The 16,549-nt window shown below is 65.3% G+C and carries 15 protein-coding genes and 1 tRNA gene; 11 read left to right on the top strand and 5 right to left on the bottom strand.

The window, feature by feature from the left end; genetic code table 11:
- Positions 1-9: 9 nt before the first annotated feature.
- The 8 genes from AQZ49_RS11945 (at position 10) to AQZ49_RS11915 (ending at position 8,388) form a co-directional block, all read left to right on the top strand.
- Positions 10-1,278: a cytochrome b gene (locus AQZ49_RS11945; RefSeq protein ID WP_067615849.1), complete on the top strand. Its 1,269-nt coding sequence runs from the start codon at positions 10-12 to the stop codon at positions 1,276-1,278.
- A gap of 30 nt (positions 1,279-1,308) precedes the next feature.
- Positions 1,309-2,127, top strand: coding sequence for a cytochrome c1 (locus AQZ49_RS11940; RefSeq protein ID WP_067615847.1), 819 nt, complete (start codon positions 1,309-1,311; stop codon positions 2,125-2,127).
- 89 nt (positions 2,128-2,216) lie between these two features.
- The gene (locus AQZ49_RS11935; RefSeq protein WP_067615845.1) at positions 2,217-2,753 is read left to right on the top strand and encodes an adenine phosphoribosyltransferase; all 537 of its coding nucleotides are present in this window, start codon (positions 2,217-2,219) and stop codon (positions 2,751-2,753) included.
- Positions 2,754-2,790: 37 nt separating this feature from the next.
- A tRNA-Gly gene (locus AQZ49_RS11930) sits at positions 2,791-2,864 on the top strand.
- A gap of 188 nt (positions 2,865-3,052) precedes the next feature.
- A complete protein-coding gene (locus tag AQZ49_RS22995; protein WP_369819121.1) occupies positions 3,053-3,538 on the top strand; it encodes a DUF6538 domain-containing protein in 486 nt (161 codons plus the stop codon).
- The gene (locus AQZ49_RS11925; RefSeq protein WP_369819123.1) at positions 3,435-4,742 is read left to right on the top strand and encodes an aldehyde dehydrogenase family protein; all 1,308 of its coding nucleotides are present in this window, start codon (positions 3,435-3,437) and stop codon (positions 4,740-4,742) included. Before AQZ49_RS22995 ends, AQZ49_RS11925 begins: the two co-directional genes overlap by 104 nt.
- 60 nt (positions 4,743-4,802) lie before the next feature.
- Positions 4,803-7,211 (top strand): glycoside hydrolase family 31 protein, encoded by a 2,409-nt coding sequence (locus AQZ49_RS11920; RefSeq protein WP_067615841.1) that lies wholly within the window; start codon positions 4,803-4,805, stop codon positions 7,209-7,211.
- A gap of 19 nt (positions 7,212-7,230) precedes the next feature.
- Positions 7,231-8,388, top strand: coding sequence for an iron-containing alcohol dehydrogenase (locus AQZ49_RS11915; protein ID WP_067615839.1), 1,158 nt, complete (start codon positions 7,231-7,233; stop codon positions 8,386-8,388).
- Here the strand turns inward: AQZ49_RS11915 and AQZ49_RS11910 are convergent.
- The 4 genes from AQZ49_RS11910 to AQZ49_RS11895 are packed head-to-tail and all read right to left on the bottom strand — an operon-like array spanning position 8,367 to position 11,667.
- Positions 8,367-9,320: an oxygen-dependent tRNA uridine(34) hydroxylase TrhO gene (locus tag AQZ49_RS11910; protein WP_067615837.1), complete on the bottom strand. Its 954-nt coding sequence runs from the start codon at positions 9,318-9,320 to the stop codon at positions 8,367-8,369. The two genes, AQZ49_RS11915 and AQZ49_RS11910, sit on opposite strands and share 22 nt — an antisense overlap.
- A gap of 60 nt (positions 9,321-9,380) precedes the next feature.
- Positions 9,381-10,055 (bottom strand): spermidine synthase, encoded by a 675-nt coding sequence (locus AQZ49_RS11905; RefSeq protein ID WP_067615835.1) that lies wholly within the window; start codon positions 10,053-10,055, stop codon positions 9,381-9,383.
- Positions 10,056-10,057: 2 nt separating this feature from the next.
- Positions 10,058-11,215 (bottom strand): BaiN/RdsA family NAD(P)/FAD-dependent oxidoreductase, encoded by a 1,158-nt coding sequence (locus AQZ49_RS11900; protein ID WP_067615833.1) that lies wholly within the window; start codon positions 11,213-11,215, stop codon positions 10,058-10,060.
- Positions 11,212-11,667, bottom strand: a complete 456-nt coding sequence (locus AQZ49_RS11895) for a YaiI/YqxD family protein (RefSeq protein ID WP_067616105.1) — start codon at positions 11,665-11,667, stop codon at positions 11,212-11,214. The genes AQZ49_RS11900 and AQZ49_RS11895 overlap by 4 nt, the downstream gene beginning before the upstream one ends.
- Between AQZ49_RS11895 and AQZ49_RS11890 the strand changes: the two genes are divergently transcribed.
- From AQZ49_RS11890 to AQZ49_RS11880, 3 genes are read left to right on the top strand one after another with little or no spacing between them, the layout of a single operon-like run.
- The gene (locus AQZ49_RS11890) at positions 11,666-13,012 is read left to right on the top strand and encodes a mandelate racemase/muconate lactonizing enzyme family protein (RefSeq protein WP_197411021.1); all 1,347 of its coding nucleotides are present in this window, start codon (positions 11,666-11,668) and stop codon (positions 13,010-13,012) included. The two genes, AQZ49_RS11895 and AQZ49_RS11890, sit on opposite strands and share 2 nt — an antisense overlap.
- Positions 13,009-14,634, top strand: coding sequence for a GMC family oxidoreductase (locus AQZ49_RS11885; RefSeq protein ID WP_197411020.1), 1,626 nt, complete (start codon positions 13,009-13,011; stop codon positions 14,632-14,634). The genes AQZ49_RS11890 and AQZ49_RS11885 overlap by 4 nt, the downstream gene beginning before the upstream one ends.
- Before the next feature lie 30 nt (positions 14,635-14,664).
- Complete coding sequence (locus tag AQZ49_RS11880) at positions 14,665-15,585, top strand: LysR substrate-binding domain-containing protein (protein ID WP_067615829.1); 921 nt, start codon at positions 14,665-14,667, stop codon at positions 15,583-15,585.
- Here AQZ49_RS11880 and AQZ49_RS11875 read toward each other — a convergent pair.
- Positions 15,561-16,514 (bottom strand): NAD(P)-dependent oxidoreductase, encoded by a 954-nt coding sequence (locus tag AQZ49_RS11875; RefSeq protein ID WP_067616101.1) that lies wholly within the window; start codon positions 16,512-16,514, stop codon positions 15,561-15,563. The genes AQZ49_RS11880 and AQZ49_RS11875 overlap by 25 nt on opposite strands.
- Positions 16,515-16,549 lie beyond the last annotated feature (35 nt).

Genomic DNA, 16,549 nt, shown 5'->3' with positions numbered 1-16,549 from the left:
ATACCGGCGATGAGCTTTCCGTGGGCTAAACACTACAAGCCGACCCATCCCCTGATGGTCTATCTTGACGAAAAGCTGCCGTTGCCGCGGTTCGTCTACAATGCCGTCGGTGGCGGATTTCCGGTCCCCCGCAATCTCAACTATGCCTGGAATTTCGGCGTGCTCGCCGGGTTCTGCCTGGTGCTGCAGATCGTCACCGGCGTAATTCTGGCGATGCATTATGCCGCCAATCAGCTCGTGGCCTTCGACAGTGTCGAACACATCATGCGCGACGTGAACTGGGGCTGGATGCTGCGTTATGCGCATGCCAACGGCGCCTCGGCGTTCTTCGTGGTGGTCTATATCCATATCTTCCGCGGGTTCTTCTACGCCTCGTACAAGCCGCCGCGCGAAATGATCTGGCTGCTGGGCGTGGTGATCTTCCTGCTGATGATGGCGACCGCGTTCATGGGCTATGTGCTGCCCTGGGGGCAGATGAGCTTTTGGGGCGCCAAAGTGATCACCGGGCTGTTTTCGGCCATCCCGCTGGTGGGCGAACCACTGCAACAGTGGCTGCTGGGTGGGTTTGCGCCCGACAACGCCGCGCTCAACCGCTTTTTCTCGCTCCACTTCCTGCTGCCCTTCGTGATCGCGGCGGTGATCATCCTGCACATCTGGGCGCTGCACATTCCCGGTTCATCGAACCCGACCGGTGTGGAAGTGAAAAGCGAATCCGACACCGTGCCGTTCCACCCGTATTACACGGCCAAGGACGGGTTCGGGCTGGGCGTGTTCCTGGTGCTCTATTGCACGTTCCTGTTCTTCTTTCCGAACGCGCTGGGTCACCCCGACAACTATATCGCCGCCAATCCGATGTCGACGCCCGCGCATATCGTGCCCGAATGGTATTTCTGGCCGTTCTACGCGATCCTGCGCGCCTTCACTGCCGATTTCCTGTTCTTCCCGGCAAAGCTGATGGGCGTGCTGGCGATGTTCTCGGCAATCCTGGTGTGGTTCTTCCTGCCCTGGCTGGATACCTCGCCGGTGCGTTCGGGGCACTATCGTCCGCTGTTCCGCAAGTTCTATTGGCTGCTGGTCATCGACGTGCTCGTGCTGGGCTATTGCGGTGGTTCGCCGGCGGAAACCAAATACGTGCTGATCTCGCAGATCGCCGCGACGTATTATTTCCTCCACTTCCTCGTCATCCTGCCGATCGTTTCGTCGATCGAGAAACCGGAACCGCTTCCGTTCTCGATCACGCAAGCCGTGCTCGGCACCGATGAAGCCGTAGCCGCCTAAGCGGCCAGGAAACGAAAGCGAGACTGCGCAATGGTCCGTATCTTTGGCCCTCTGGTTGGCCTTTTCTTCGCGGCAGCCCTGCTCTGGTCCTTCGGGGTCGGCGTGGTGCAGCAAATTCGCGAGCCCGATCCGTCGACGGCGGCGAAGGACTTTCACCTCGACCCCAAGGAAGATGTGAAGTTCACCTTCGACGGCCCGTTCGGCACGTTCAACAACCGCCAGTTGCAGCGCGGCTTCCAGGTTTACAAGGAAGTGTGCAACAACTGCCATTCGCTCAAGCAGATCGCGTTCCGCAATCTGGCCGACCTGGGCTATACCCCGGCCGAAGTGAAGGCGATCGCCAAAGATTGGGCCACCAAGGCCAAGACCTTTGACGTCAAGACCGGTGATGCCGGTGAACGCCCGAACATTCCGTCCGACCATATCCCGCCGGTCTATTACGCGGGCACCGGCAACCCGCCCGATCTGTCGCTGATCACCAAGGCGCGTCACGGCGGGGCCAACTATGTCTATTCGCTGCTGACCGGCTATACCGATCAGCCTGCCGCGCTACTCAAGAAGTACCCGGATTCCAAGACTCCGGACGGGCTGTACTACAACCCCTACTTCGCCAATCTGAACATCGCGATGCCCCCGCCGCTGACCACCGATGGCCAGGTGACCTATTCCGACGGCACCAAGGCGACCGTAGGCCAGATGGCCAAGGACGTGGCCGCGTTCCTGACCTGGACCGCCGAGCCAAAGATGGAAAAGCGCAAGCAAACCGGCTGGGCCGTGGTGCTGTTCCTGATCGCGGCAACCTCGCTCGCCTATCTGGCCAAGCGCAACATCTGGGCCGACGTGCACTGATCACAGGCAACGACGCCTGCCAACGAACAGAGGCCACCGGCAACGGTGGCCTTTTTCGTGCCCGCCCCTTCATTCCTGGACACCCCTGCATGACCCCCGAACAGATCAAGACCCTGATCCGCACCGTGCCCGATTTCCCCAGCCCCGGCATTCTGTTCCGCGATGTCACCACGCTGATCGGCCACGGCGAAGGCCTGGCCGCCGCCGTACGCCACCTGGCCGAACGCGCCGCGGCCGCCCAGGCCACGATGATCGCCGGGATGGAAGCCCGCGGTTTTATCTTTGGCGCCGCCGTCGCGGCACAGATGGGCCTGGGCTTTGTTCCGGTGCGCAAACCGGGCAAGCTGCCGGTGCCGACGCTGGGCATCGATTATGCGCTGGAATATGGCACGGACCGGCTGGAAATCGATCCCGCAGCAATCCGCCCCGGCGCCCGCGTGGTGGTCATCGACGATCTGATCGCCACCGGCGGCACCGCGCTCGCCGCCACGCAACTGTTGCGCCAGGCCGGCGCCGAGATCACCCACGCGCTATTCGTGATCGACCTGCCAGACCTCGGCGGCGCCGACCGCCTGCGCGCCGCCAACCTGACCGTCGATGCCCTGGTCAGCTTTGCAGGACATTGACGAACCGGGCCCAACCATGCAAATGCGACCCCAACAAGCGGGTATAGCATAGTGGTAATGCACTAGCCTTCCAAGCTAGCTAGGCGGGTTCGATTCCCGCTACCCGCTCCACGCCTCCCCAAACATCTGAAAAATCAAGAAAATCTGCCACTAAACGGGCGGATTCCCATGCTTGTGGTCCCCAAACGTCATCCCGCGATGCATTAAAGTCGGGCTTAACACTCTCAAATCGTTCGAAAAATCGTCGCGAGGACTGTAGCACCAAATCGTCATACCCAATACCAGCGCGGGGACTGTGGTTGCGAGGGTCGGTTTATCAGTTTCGGGTCAAAGTTCCGGTCGATCTGCGGGAGGCGATGGGATGCATTCATGTGAGCCAATCGCTGAGGACTGACAGCAACATCTTTGCCACCACAAGCCCCGGACATTGCGGGACGAAATTTGCGGGTTGTGGTCAAAACGGAGAAGAACTTCGAGTCATCATCTTGGGCACCAGTCAATTCAGAGATCCTTACGAAACAGACAATATCCCTCCGGGGACCGCATGGTTGCGGTCGTGGTGGTGGCTGCCGTTGCGTTTGCTGCCTTGGTTTGTTAGCAAGACATACAAATATAACCATGCGCAGGATGCCACAGCCGATGACCCCATCTGTCCCCACTGCGGCCGATCTTGCCGCCGATATCCAGCGCGTCTTCGCGCTTCAGCAGGCGTATCAGTGGGAGGCCAAGGCATCCGGTGCCGCGCAACGCAAGGACAAGCTGGCGCGGCTCAAGGCGGCAGTTGAGGCGCATGCGGACGATATCGTGGCCGCCGTGCTGGCCGACACGCGCAAACCGGTTGGCGAAATCCGGGTCACCGAAGTGCTCAATGTCACGGCCAATATCCAGCGCAACATCGACAATCTCGATACGTGGATGCAGCCGACCGACGTCGCCACCACGCTCAACCCGGCCGATCGTGCGCAGATTGTTCACGAAGCGCGCGGGGTCTGCCTGATCCTGGGGCCATGGAATTTCCCGCTCGGCCTGGCGCTCGGCCCGGTCGCGGCGGCCATTGCGGCGGGCAACACCTGCATCGTCAAGCTGACCGATCTTTGCCCGACGACCGCGCGGATCGGCGCGCAGATCATCCGCGAGGCGTTCGATGAGAAGGATGTCGCGCTGTTCGAGGGCGATGTGTCGGTCGCCACCGCGCTGCTCGATCTGCCGTTCAACCATATCTTCTTCACCGGCAGCCCGCGCGTCGGCAGGATCGTGATGGCCGCCGCCGCGCGCCACCTTGCCAGCGTGACGCTCGAACTGGGCGGCAAGTCGCCGGTGATCATCGATGACACTGCCGATATCGGCCAGGTCGCCGCGCAACTGGCCGCCGCCAAACAGTTCAATGGTGGTCAGGCCTGTATCAGCCCGGACTATGTGTTGGTGAAGCACGACCAGCAGGCCGCGCTGGTCGAAGGGTTCAGGGCCGGCACGCGCGCCAATCTCTATGATGCGGCGGGCGACTTGCGCAAGGACGGCATCGCGCAGATCGTCAACCGCGCCAATTTCGACCGGGTGAAGGCGATGTTCGACGATGCGGTTGCCCAGGGCGCGACGGTGGCGGTGGGCGGCGAATTCGATAGCGAAGATCTGACCATCCACCCGACGATGCTGACCGGGGTGACCCCGCAGATGACCATCCTGCAGGACGAAATCTTTGCCCCGGTGATCCCGGTGATGACCTATGACACGCTCGATCAGGCGATCGGCTATGTGGCCGCGCGCGACAAGCCGCTGGCGCTGTATATCTACAGCGCCGATGCGGCCAATGTCGAAAAGATCCTGGCGCGCACATCGTCGGGCGGGGTGACGGTCAATGGCCTGTTTTCGCACTATCTGGAAAACAATCTGCCGTTTGGCGGCGTCAACACCAGCGGCATGGGCAGCTATCACGGGGTGTTCGGATTTCGCTGTTTCAGCCACGAACGGGCGGTCTATCGCCACACTTAAGGTTCTGCCACATCTAAGGTTCTGATTGTCTGGCGCGCCAAAGTGCGGAAAGGTGCGCCCATGACATTGCCGCAAAAATGGTACGCAGGCGTGTTTGGCGCGGTGGCGCTATGCACGATGACAGCAACCCCGGCACACGCCGATGATCTGGTGGTTGACCGCGACGGCACGACCGTCACGGTACACGCCATCGCGCCGGGCGTGATGCGCGTGCGGATCGCGCCGGTCGGCGCCCCGGCGCAAGATGCCAGTTGGGCGGTGCCGGCGGACGTGCGCCACGGCGCGACCCCGGTGACACTGGCGGGCAATGTGCTGTCCACGGCGCTGTTGCGCGCGGTCTATGATCCCGCCACCGCGCGGCTCCATTTCGAGGATGCGGCAGGCCACACCGTGCTGGGCGAAGCGGCGCACCCGATCGAGCGTGACGGTGCGCGTTTTACGCTGCGCGCCGATCTGCCGCTGGGCGAACATATCCTGGGGCTAGGCGACAAGACCGGGCCGCTTGACCGGCGCGGGCAGAGCTATGCCTTGTGGAATTCGGATTCCTTTGGTTTCGGCAGCGGGACCGATCCGCTCTACAAATCGATCCCGTTTTTCATCAGCACCGGGGGCCGTGGTGGTGCCTATGGCGTGCTGCTCGATTCGACCTGGCGCACCTGGTTCGATTTCGGGCACCGCGCGCAGACCACGCTGGAAATGGGTGCCGAGGCCGGGCCGATCGATTACTATGTGATCGCCGGGCCGACGCTGCCTGATGTGGTCCATCGCTATACTGCGCTGACCGGCCGCGCGCCGCTGCCGCCGCGCTGGGCGCTGGGGTATCAGCAGTCGCGCTGGTCCTATATGTCAGAGGCAGAAGTGCGCGCGCTGGCCACGCGCCTGCGTGCCGAACATGTGCCGACCGATGTGATCTGGCTGGATATCGATTATCAGGATCGCAACCGGCCGTTCACGGTCGATCATCAGACATTTCCCGATTTTGCGGGGATGGTGCACGATCTTGACGGCCTGGGCATCAAGACCGTGGCGATCACCGATCTGCATGTCGCGTCTGCGCCGGGGCAGGGCTATGGGCCCTATGACAGCGGTATGGCGGGCGACCAGTTTGTCCATCGCGCCGATGGGTCGGTCTATGTCGGGACGGTGTGGCCGGGCCCTGCGGTGTTTCCCGAATTCACTCGCGCCAGCACGCGCGCCTGGTGGGGCAGTCTGTTTGCGCCGCTGGTAAAGGACGGGGTTGCCGGCATCTGGAATGACATGAACGAGCCAGCGATTTTTGACACACCGACCAAGACGATGCCCGAGGACGTGGTGCATCGCATCGCCAGCGATGATTTTGCCCCGCGCACTGCGACCCATGCCGAAATCCACAATGTGTTCGGCATGCTGAACACGCGCGCGACGTATGACGGGTTGCGCGCGCTGGCGCCCGACGAGCGGGCCTTTGTGATGACGCGCGCCTCTTATGCCGGGGGGCAGCGCTATGCCGCGACCTGGACCGGAGACAATTCGGCAACGTGGGACCATCTGAAGCTGGCGATATCGCAGACATTGTCGCTGGGGCTGTCGGGGTTTGCCTGGGTAGGCACCGATGTCGGCGGGTTTACCGGCGGGCCGACGCCCGAACTGATGACTCGCTGGTTCGAGTATTCGGCGTTCCTGCCGATCATGCGCGACCATTCGCAAAAGGGCGCGCCGCGCGCCGAACCGTGGGTCGACGGGCCCGAACAACTGGCCATCCGGCGTCGCTATGTCGAGGAACGCTATCGCCTGATGCCGACACTCTATGCCCTGGCGGAAACCAGTGCGCGCACCGGCGATCCGATTGCCCGGCCGGTGATCTATGACTGGCCGGCCGCGGTCGGAGAGGATTGCCGTACCGAGATGAGCTTTACGCTGGGCGGGCGGCTGCTGGTGGCAGGCGCACCCCGGCCCGAACAGCACAATGCCTGGCAGGCGTGCCTGCCAACCGGGCAATGGTATGATTACTGGACCGGGACCACCGTGAAAACGCCCGCATCGCTGGGCGGGTATGGCCTGTTGACGATCACCCCCGATCCGGCAGTGCTGCCGGTGTTTGTGCGCGCGGGCACGGTGCTGGTGCGTCAGCCGCTGGTGCAATCGACCGCGCAACGGCCCGATGGCCCGCTGGAACTCGATGTCTATCCCGGCCCCGATTGCGGCGGGGCGATCTATGACGACGATGGCCATTCGATGGCCTTTGCGCGCGGCGTGGCGCTGCGCCAGACGATCACCTGCATCAGCGTCGATGGCCGCCTGCGCAGCCTGACGCTGGCGCCGCGCACCGGTTCTTATGCGCCGTGGTGGCACCAGATCGCAATCGTCGTTCACGGCGAAGGGCAGTATCGCGCGCAGATCGACGGGCACGCGCTGGCGGCGCCGGCAGGGGCGCGGTTTGTCGTGCCCGATCAGCCCAAGGGAACGACGATCACCTTTACCCCCGAATAACCCTCGCGAAAGGTTGCCCATGTCGACGATTGTCCTGCCGCGCGCGATGCGCATCGGTGCCGGGGCGCTGAAGGAACTGCCCGAGGCGCTGGCCCAACTGGGCCTGCGCGCACCCGCGATCCTGACCGACCCATGGCTGGCGGGCAGCGGTGCGCTTGACCGGGTGCTGGGCATTCTGGCGCAAGCGGGCGTGCCTGCCCGCGCATTTGGCGAAGTCAGCCCCGATCCCACGGTCGCTTCGGTCGATGCGGCGGTGGCATTCGTTGTGGCGGGCGCGCACGATTGCGTGATCGGCTTTGGCGGGGGCAGCGCGATCGATACGGCCAAGGCGGTGGCGGTGCTGGCCGCGCGTGGCGGCACCATGCGCGCGCTCAAGGCACCCCATCAGGAAGACGCGCCGGGGCTGCCGATCGTGGCCATTCCGACCACGGCGGGCACCGGCTCGGAAGCGACGCGCTTCACGATCATCACCGATCAGGCCAATGACGAGAAAATGCTCTGCGCGGGGCTGGCCTATATGCCCGTGCTGGCGATCGTCGATTACGAACTGACGCTGACCAAGCCGCTGCGGCTGACCGCCGACACCGGCATCGATTCATTGACTCATGCGATCGAGGCCTATGTCTCTACCCGCGCCAACCCGTTTTCGGACTCGATGGCGCTGGCGGCGATGCGCGCGATCTGGCCCAATCTGCGCCGGGTGTGCAGCGCGCCCGATGACCGCGCCGCGCGCGAGGCGATGATGATAGGCGCCTTGCAGGCGGGGATTGCCTTTTCCAACGCCTCGGTGGCGCTGGTGCATGGCATGAGCCGCCCGATCGGCGCGCATTTCCATGTTGCGCATGGCCTGTCGAACGCGATGCTGTTGCCGGTGGTGACCGCCTGGTCGGCGCCGGCCGCGCTGGGGCGTTATGCCGATTGCGCGCGCGCGATGGACCTGGCCCGCGCCGACGAAGGCGATCAGGCGGCGGTGGCGCGGCTGGTCGAGACGCTGCACGCGGTCAACCGCGATCTGGCCGTGCCCAGCCCCAGGACATACGGCATCGACGCGGCGCGCTGGACCGAGTTGCTGCCGTTGATGGCCGAACAGGCGCTGGCATCGGGATCGCCCGCCAACAACCCGCGCGTGCCCGATGCGGCGACGATCGTGGCGCTCTATCGCGAGGCCTGGGCCTGATCGGGCAGCACCGCGCCGACATGCGCGCGGCCTTGTGCACTGGCCAGCGCCTCCTGCCGGTGGCGTTCGCGATAGGCTTCGCGTTGCGCATCGGTGCGTTCGGCGTGGCAGGCGGGGCAACTGACGCCGGGCTCATAAAGCGGTGACCGCGTGTCGATCGGGCTGACCGGCATGCGGCAGGCATGGCACAGCGCGTGGGTGCCCTGCGCCAGCCCGTGCCCGACGCTGACGCGTTGATCGAACACGAAGCATTCGCCCTGCCACAGGCTGTCTTGCGCGGGCACGTCCTCAAGATATTTGAGAATGCCGCCTTTCAGGTGATAGACCTGTTCCACCCCTTCGGCGCGCAGGAATGCGGTCGATTTCTCGCAGCGGATGCCGCCGGTGCAGAACATCGCCACTTTGGCCTTGCCGGCCAGCAGGGCTTCGCGGTTGGCGCGGAACCAGGCCGGGAATTCGCGGAATGACCGCGTGTGCGGATCGACCGCCCCGGCAAAGCTGCCCACCGCGACCTCGTAATCGTTGCGCGTGTCGATGACGATGGTCTGCGGATCGGCGATCAGCGCGTTCCAGTCATGCGGATCGACATATGTGCCGACCGACAACAGCGGGTCGATGTCGGGCTGACCCATCGTCACGATCTCGCGCTTGATGCGCACTTTCAGGCGATGAAACGGCATCGTCGCGGCGGTCGAGAACTTTGCCTCCAGCGTGGCACAGCCGGGCAGGGCGCGGATATGCGCCAGCACCGCGTCGATCCCGGCGGGGTTGGCGGCAATCGTGCCGTTGATGCCCTCTTGCGCCAGCAGCAGCGTTCCGCGCACGCCATGGTCGCGGCACACGCGGTCCAGCCCGATGCGCAACGTGGCGCAATCGTCGAACCGGCAGAAATGATACAGCGCGGCCACGCGCAAGGGGTCGGTCTGGGGCATGGCGCCCGCGCATAGCGCGCGCGGCGCGGCGGTTGAAGGGCTGTCGTGGCGCACGGGCGATCAGGGCTGCAGCGTGGCGAACCAGATCACGTGCTTGGCGCCTTTGCCGTTCGAGCGCGCGCGCACGGTGATTTCGTCGACCGCAAAGCCCGCTTCGTGCAGCCGGCGCACAAAGCGTTCGTCCTTGGCGGCGGACCAGATTGCCAGCACCCCACCAGGGCGCAGTGCCTCGCCCGCCGTCGCCAGCCCGCGCCGCGAATAGAGCCGGTTGTTGTCGGGGCGGACCAGCCCGTCGGGGCCGTTGTCGACATCGAGCAGGATCGCATCGAACGTGCCCGGCGAGGTGTCGATCACTTTGACCACGTCGCCCACCACCAGGTGCACGCGCGGATCGTCGAGGCACCCGGCGGCGACTTCGGCCATCGGCCCGCGCGCCCATTCGATGATATCGGGCAGCACTTCGGCCACGGTGACCGTGGCATGGGCGGGCAGGGCGGCCAGCGCGGCGCGCAAGGTGAAACCCATGCCATAACCGCCGACCAGCACATGCGGGCGCGGCGTTGCGGCGATGCGCGCGCATGTCATCGTCGCCAGCGCCTCTTCCGATCCGCGCTGGCGCGTGCTCATCAGTTCGTTGCGATCGAGCACGATCATGAAATCGCGCCCATGGCGATAGAGCCGCAGCTCTTCGCCATCGGGCACTTGCGCCGTGGCGATCAGTTCGCGGGGAATCATGTCTATATCTCCTGCGCAGCGGCCCAGCCGCTGGCCCATGCCCATTGAAAGTTGTAGCCGCCCAGCCAGCCTGTCACATCGACCGCTTCACCGATGGCGTAAAGGCCGGGCACGCGGCGGGCCTCCATCGTCTTTGATGACAGGTCGCCGGTGGCGATGCCGCCTGCGGTTACTTCAGCCTTGGCATAGCCTTCGCTGCCATTGGGGGTAAAGCGCCATTGCGCCAGGTGCGTTTGCGCGGCGGCCAGTGCGCGGTCGGTGGTCGCGCCCAGTTCGCCATCGATCGCCAGCCGGTCGCACAGCACATCGGCCAGCCGTTCGGGCAAGCCTTCGCGCAACAGACGGCGAAGGCCCGCGCGCGGATGCGCCGCCTTGGCCGCCAGCAGCCAGCCGGGGGCGCGGTCGGGCAGAAAATTCACGTCGATGGCCGTGCCATGCTGCCAGTAACTGGAAACCTGCAGGATTGCCGGGCCCGACAGCCCGCGATGGGTGAACAGCGCCGCCTCGCGAAAGGCGGCCTTGCCACAGCGCGCGATGACATCGGCGGATACCCCCGACAGTTCGCGGAACAGCAGGTCTTCGCCCGCCAAAGTCAGCGGCACCAGTGCCGGGCGCGGCTGCACGACTTTCAGCCCGAACCGCCGCGCCAGCTCATAGGCAAAACCGGTGGCGCCCATTTTGGGGATCGACGGCCCACCGGTGGCGATCACCAGCGCGGGTGCGCTGGCATCGCCGACCTGGAACCGGCCATCGGCATGACCGACTTCGCCAATCTGCGCGTTGCAGCGAATATCGACCGCGCCCCGCGCGCATTCGTCCAACAGCATCGCCACGATCTGCCGGGCCGATCCGTCGCAGAACAATTGCCCCAGCGTCTTCTCATGCCAGGCGATGGCGTGGCGTTCGACCAGCGCCAGGAAATCGGCGGGGGTATAGCGGCTGAGCGCCGATTTGGCGAAATGCGGGTTTTGCGACAGAAACCGGTCGGGGCTGGTGCCCAGATTGGTGAAATTGCACCGTCCGCCGCCCGAAATCAGGATCTTGCGGCCCACTTCGGGCGCATGGTCGAGCACCAGCACGCGGCGACCGCGTTGCCCGGCCTGGGCCGCGCACATCAGCCCGGCGGCGCCTGCGCCCAGAATGATGGCGTCGTACGTCATCGCGACAGCCGCACCAGCGCCTCGTCAAGCGCCTGGAGGAACCGCGACCGGTCGGCTTTGGCAAACGGCGGCGGCCCGCCGATCGCATCGCCGCCCGCGCGCAAGTCGGCCATGATCGCGCGGGTGGCAATCGCCGCGCCGATCGAGGCCATCGTGAACGGTTTGCCGTTGGGCCCGATCACCGTGGCCCCGGCCTTCAGGCAACGGTCGGCCAGCAGGATATCGGCGGTGATCACCACGCTGCCGGTGTCGCAGGCCTGTGCAATCCAGTCGTCGGCGGCATCGAACGCGTCGCTGACCACCATGCGGCCGATCAGCGGATGATCAGGCAGGCGCATGCGGCTGTTGCTGACCACGGTGACCGGGACCATGCGGCGCAACGCGACTTTGTAGATCTCGTCCTTGACCGGACAGGCGTCGGCATCGACGAGGATGGATAGGGGGCCGGGCATGGCCCCGCCCATAGCGGCGCGCACCGGATCGGGCTATGGCAATAAGGAAATTGTCCGGTCCGGCAAAAAGCTTCACTTGCCGCCCGCGCGCGGGGCTTTCACTCTGGCAGGACAGCCCGACCAGGAGAGGATCCCCAATGGACAAGCGCGAACCGGCATGCGGCTGACCCACATCGAGACGTTTGTCGTGGGCAATCCGCCGCCGCATTTCGGCGGACGCTATTTCGTGTTTGTGCGGCTGACCACGGCCTGCGGGATTACCGGGCTGGGTGAGGCCTATTGCGTGCCGTTTTCGCCGCATCTGGTGGCAAAGCTGTGCGAGGACGTGTTCGCGCGCTATGCGCAAGGCACCGATCCGCACGATATCGAGGCCTTGTGGCGCCGGGTCTATTCGGCGGGGTTTACCCAGCATCCCGATCTGACCGTGATGGGCGTGCTGTCGGCGCTGGAAATGGCCTGCTGGGATATCATCGGCAAGGCGGCGGGCCAGCCGGTCTACAAGTTGCTTGGCGGGCAAGTGCACGAAAGCCTGCGCGCCTATACCTATATCTATCCGCGCCCCGGCGATGCGACCGATGTCTATCACGATCCCGATCTGGCCGCCGAGCGTGCGCAGACGTATCTCGACATGGGATTCACCGCGCTCAAGTTCGATCCCGCCGGACCTTATTCGGCGTTTGACGGGCGGCAACTGTCGCTCGAAGCGCTCGATCTGAGCGAACGGTTCGCCCGCACCTTGCGTGAGGCGGTGGGCAGCCGCGCCGATCTGCTGTTCGGCACGCACGGGCAGATGACGGCGGCGGGTGCGATCCGGCTGGCCCGGCGGCTGGAACCCTATGATCCGCTGTGGCTTGAAGAACCGGTGCCGCCCGATGCGCCCGAAGAGACCGCGCGGGTGGCGCGCGGCACCACGATCCCGATCGCGACCGGCGAACGGCTGGCCACCAAATACGATTTTGCGCGCCTGCTCGATTGCGGGGCGGCGGCGATCTGGCAGCTCAATCTGGGCCGGGTCGGCGGCTTGCTCGAAGCCAAGAAGATCGCCGGGATGGCCGAAGTGCGCCATGTCCAGATCGCGCCGCATCTCTATTGCGGGCCGGTGGTCGGCGCGGCCAATATCCACCTGGCCACCGCATCGCCCAATTTCCTGATCCTCGAAGGGATCGAGGACTGGGGCGGGTTCCATGCGCAGATCTTGAAGACCCCGATCCGCTTTGAACAGGGCCGGGTGATCCCGCCCACTGCACCAGGGCTGGGCGTCGAACTGGACGACGCGGTGGCGCTGGCGCATCCCTATGCCGGCGACATGCTGCACCTCGACATGACCCAGCACCCCGTTCGATGATCGAAGAAGCCGATTATGTGGTGATCGGGGCGGGCACCGCCGGGTGTGTCGTGGCCAGCCGCCTGTCCGAAGACCCGTGGACCAAAGTCGCGCTGCTCGAAGCGGGCGGGTCCGACCTGTCGATCTGGATCCAGTTGCCGATCGGCTATGGTCGCACGTTTTTCGACAAGCGTATCAACTGGATGTTCGAGACCGAGGCGGTGCCCGCGCTGGGCGGGCGCACCAGTTACTGGCCGCGCGGCAAAGTGGTCGGCGGGTCGGGCTCGATCAACGCGATGGTGCATGTGCGCGGGTTTCCCCACGATTACGACGCCTGGGCGGCGGCGGGCAATCCCGGCTGGGGCTGGGACGATGTGCTGCCGTTCTTTCGCCGTTCGGAAGATCACGATCTGGTCGACGAGGGCTTCCACGGGCGCGGCGGGCCGCAGCATGTCACCGATATCTCGGGCTCGGTACACCCGTTGTGCAACTGGTTCCTCGAAACCGGGCGGGCGATGGGCTACCCCGTCACCGCCGATTTCAACGGACCCCACGGCGAAGGGTTCGGCATCTATCAGATCAACACGCGCGGCGGCTGGCGTGCCTCGACCGCCAATGCCTATTACTGGCCGGTGCGCCATCGCCAGAACCTGACGCTGATCCGCAAGGCGCGGGTCTTGCGTGTGGTGTTCGAGGGGCGCCGCGCGGTCGGCGTCGCCTATATCCAGGGCGGGCGCGAACGCGTGATCCGCGCGCGGCGCGAAGTGGTGCTGTGCGCGGGCGCGATCGGATCGCCGCAATTGCTGCAACTGTCGGGGGTGGGTGATGCGCAATTGCTGATGCGCCACGGCATTCCGGTGGTGGCCGATCTGCCGGCGGTGGGCCGGAACCTGCAGGACCATCTGGCGGTCAGCTATTTCTATCGCACCTCGGTGCCCACGCTCAACAATGTGCTGCGCCCGTTCACCGGCAAGCTGGCGGCGGCGATCCGCTATATGATCGACCGGCGCGGGCCTTTGTCGATGAGCGTGAACCAGGCCGGCGGGTTCGTGCGCGCCCGGCCCGAAGACCCGCACCCGACGTTTCAGCTCTATTTCAGCCCGGTCAGTTATACCAAAACGCCGATCGCGGCACGGCGGCTGCTCAATCCCGATCCGTTCCCCGCGTTTCTGCTGTCGTTCAATGCGTGCCGGCCGACCAGCCGGGGCCATCTGGAAATCCGCTCGGCCGATCCGTTCGCCCCGCCGCTGATCCATCCCAACTATCTGGCGACCGAACAGGACATTGCCGAAGCGCGCATCGGCGTGCGGCTGTTGCGCACGATCGCGCGCAGCAAGCCGCTGGCCGATATCATCGTCGAGGAACTGGTGCCCGGCCCAGCCGTGGCCGACGAAGACGCGCTGTTTGCCGATTTTCGCGCCCGTGCCGACACCGTTTATCACCCCACCTCGACGTGCCGGATGGGGCCCGATCCGCGCGATGCGGTGGTCGATGCGCGGCTGCGCGTGCATGGGGTGCAGGGGTTGCGGGTGATCGACGCCTCGGTGTTTCCCCAGGTGACCAGCGGCAACACCAATGCGCCGACGGTGATGGTGGCTGAAAAAGGCGCGGCAATGCTGGCCCAGGACCGCAATCTGCGATAGCGCGGGCGCTCTTCCACATGGGGAGCAGTCATGGGTTCCGGGATCAATTTGCGCGCCCTGCCGCCGCTCAAGGCCTTGCGCGGGTTCGAAGCGGCGACGCGGCACCAGAGCATCCGCGCTGCGGCGAGCGAGTTGTGCCTGACCCCGCCCGCGATCAACCACCAGATCCAGGCGATCGAAGACATGCTGGGGGTGCGGCTGTTTGCGCAGGACGGGCGGCATGTCGTGTCATCGGATGCCGGACAGGTGTTCTATCCTTATGTGCGCGCCGCGTTCGAATCGCTGATCGAAGGGGTGGAGGCGGTGCGTCGCCAGGCGCAGGATGCGCCGCTGCGCGTGCAGACGTATGTCACCGCCTCGATCCGCTGGCTGGCGCCGCGCGTTCCGCTGTTTTTGCAGGATCATCCGGGCATCACGCTGTCGCTGACGACATGCGCGGTCGACTGGACATTTGACGAGGCGCACGCCGATCTCGGGCTGATCTATTGCGAGGTCGCGCCTGATCCCGAACGCTATCACTGGGTGCCGCTGTTCGATTACACGCTCGATCCGGTGTGCAGCCCTGCGTTTCTGGAGCGCGCGGGGGGCCATATCGATGCCGCCGCGCTGATGCGTCAGCCGCTGGTGGCCAATTACACCGAAGAGCACAACTGGGCCAAATGGTTCGCGGCGGCGGGGGTCGATTTCGTGCCGGGCGCGCCCTATCTGATGGTCGATACGCTGGCGGTGGCGCTGGAAATGGCGCTGGCCGGGCGCGGCGTGGCGCTGGTCAACGGGCCCTTTGCCGAGGCCGATCTGGCCGCCGGGCGGCTGGTGCGCGCGGGCGGCCACACCGTCGTCTGTCCCGGCGCGTGGGGGCTGATCTGTCGCCGCGAGGCGGCAGAGCGGTTGCCGGTGCGCCTGTTCATCGACTGGCTGGCAGCCAATCAGCGCCTGGGCACGACTTCGTAGCCGGGTTCTTCGGGTTCATCGTCGACCATCTGGTCGGGAAAGCCGCTGCCCAGCACTTTGAGGCCCAGCGGTTCTTCATAGCGGCGGATGATGTTGGGCGAAAATTCGCGGTCGCCATACCTGGCGCGCGCTTCGTTGAACAGGCGCACGATCAGCGGCGACATTTCCAGCGGCACGCCGTGCGCCTGCGCCAGATCGTCGAACAGGCCGATGTCTTTCGACACCAGATCCATGGTGAAATTGATGTCGCGGCTGCCGTTCAGGATCACCTGGCTTTCGGTTTCGTGGACAAAGCTGTTGCCCGACGAAATGCGGATTGCCTCATACGTGGTGTTCATGTCGAGCCCGGCGGCCTTGCAGGTGGTCAGCGCCTCGGCCAGCGCGACGAGGTGGACCGTGCACAGATAGTTGGTCATGACTTTCAGCCGCGAGGCGGTGCCCAGCGGCCCGGTGTGCAGCACGCGGCGCCCGAGCGTGGTCAGCACCGGCAGCACGCGGTCGAACCCTTCGCGCGGGCCCCCGGCAAAGATCGAGATATTGCCGGTTTCGGCGCGGTGACACCCGCCCGAAACCGGGCATTCCATGAACAGCGCGCCGGTCGCTTCGACCGCCGCGCCCAGCCGCAGCACTTCGGCATAGTCGGTGGTGGACATTTCCATCCACACTTGTCCGGGCCGCAACACGGGCAGAAACCCGTCGGTGCCTTCGGCCACCGCCGCGCTGGCGGCGGGCGAGGGCAGGCAGGTGATGACGATTTCGACCGCTTGCGCCAGCGCGCGCGGGGTCTCGGCGGCGCTGGCCCCGCGCGCCACGAATTCCGCGACCAGATCGGGGTTGAGATCGCGCACCACCACATCGTGCCCGTTGCGCAGCAGGCTACCCGCCAGCTTGCCCCCGACATTGCCCAGCCCGATAAATCCGATACGCATGATGATCGCCTCCGTCGCGGCGAACCTGCGGCGGG

It is taken from the genome of Novosphingobium sp. FSW06-99 (assembly GCF_001519065.1).
Taxonomy (GTDB): Bacteria; Pseudomonadota; Alphaproteobacteria; order Sphingomonadales; family Sphingomonadaceae; genus Novosphingobium.
Note: the sequence above shows the minus strand (reverse complement) of the source record. Positions and strands in the feature narration are given on the sequence as shown.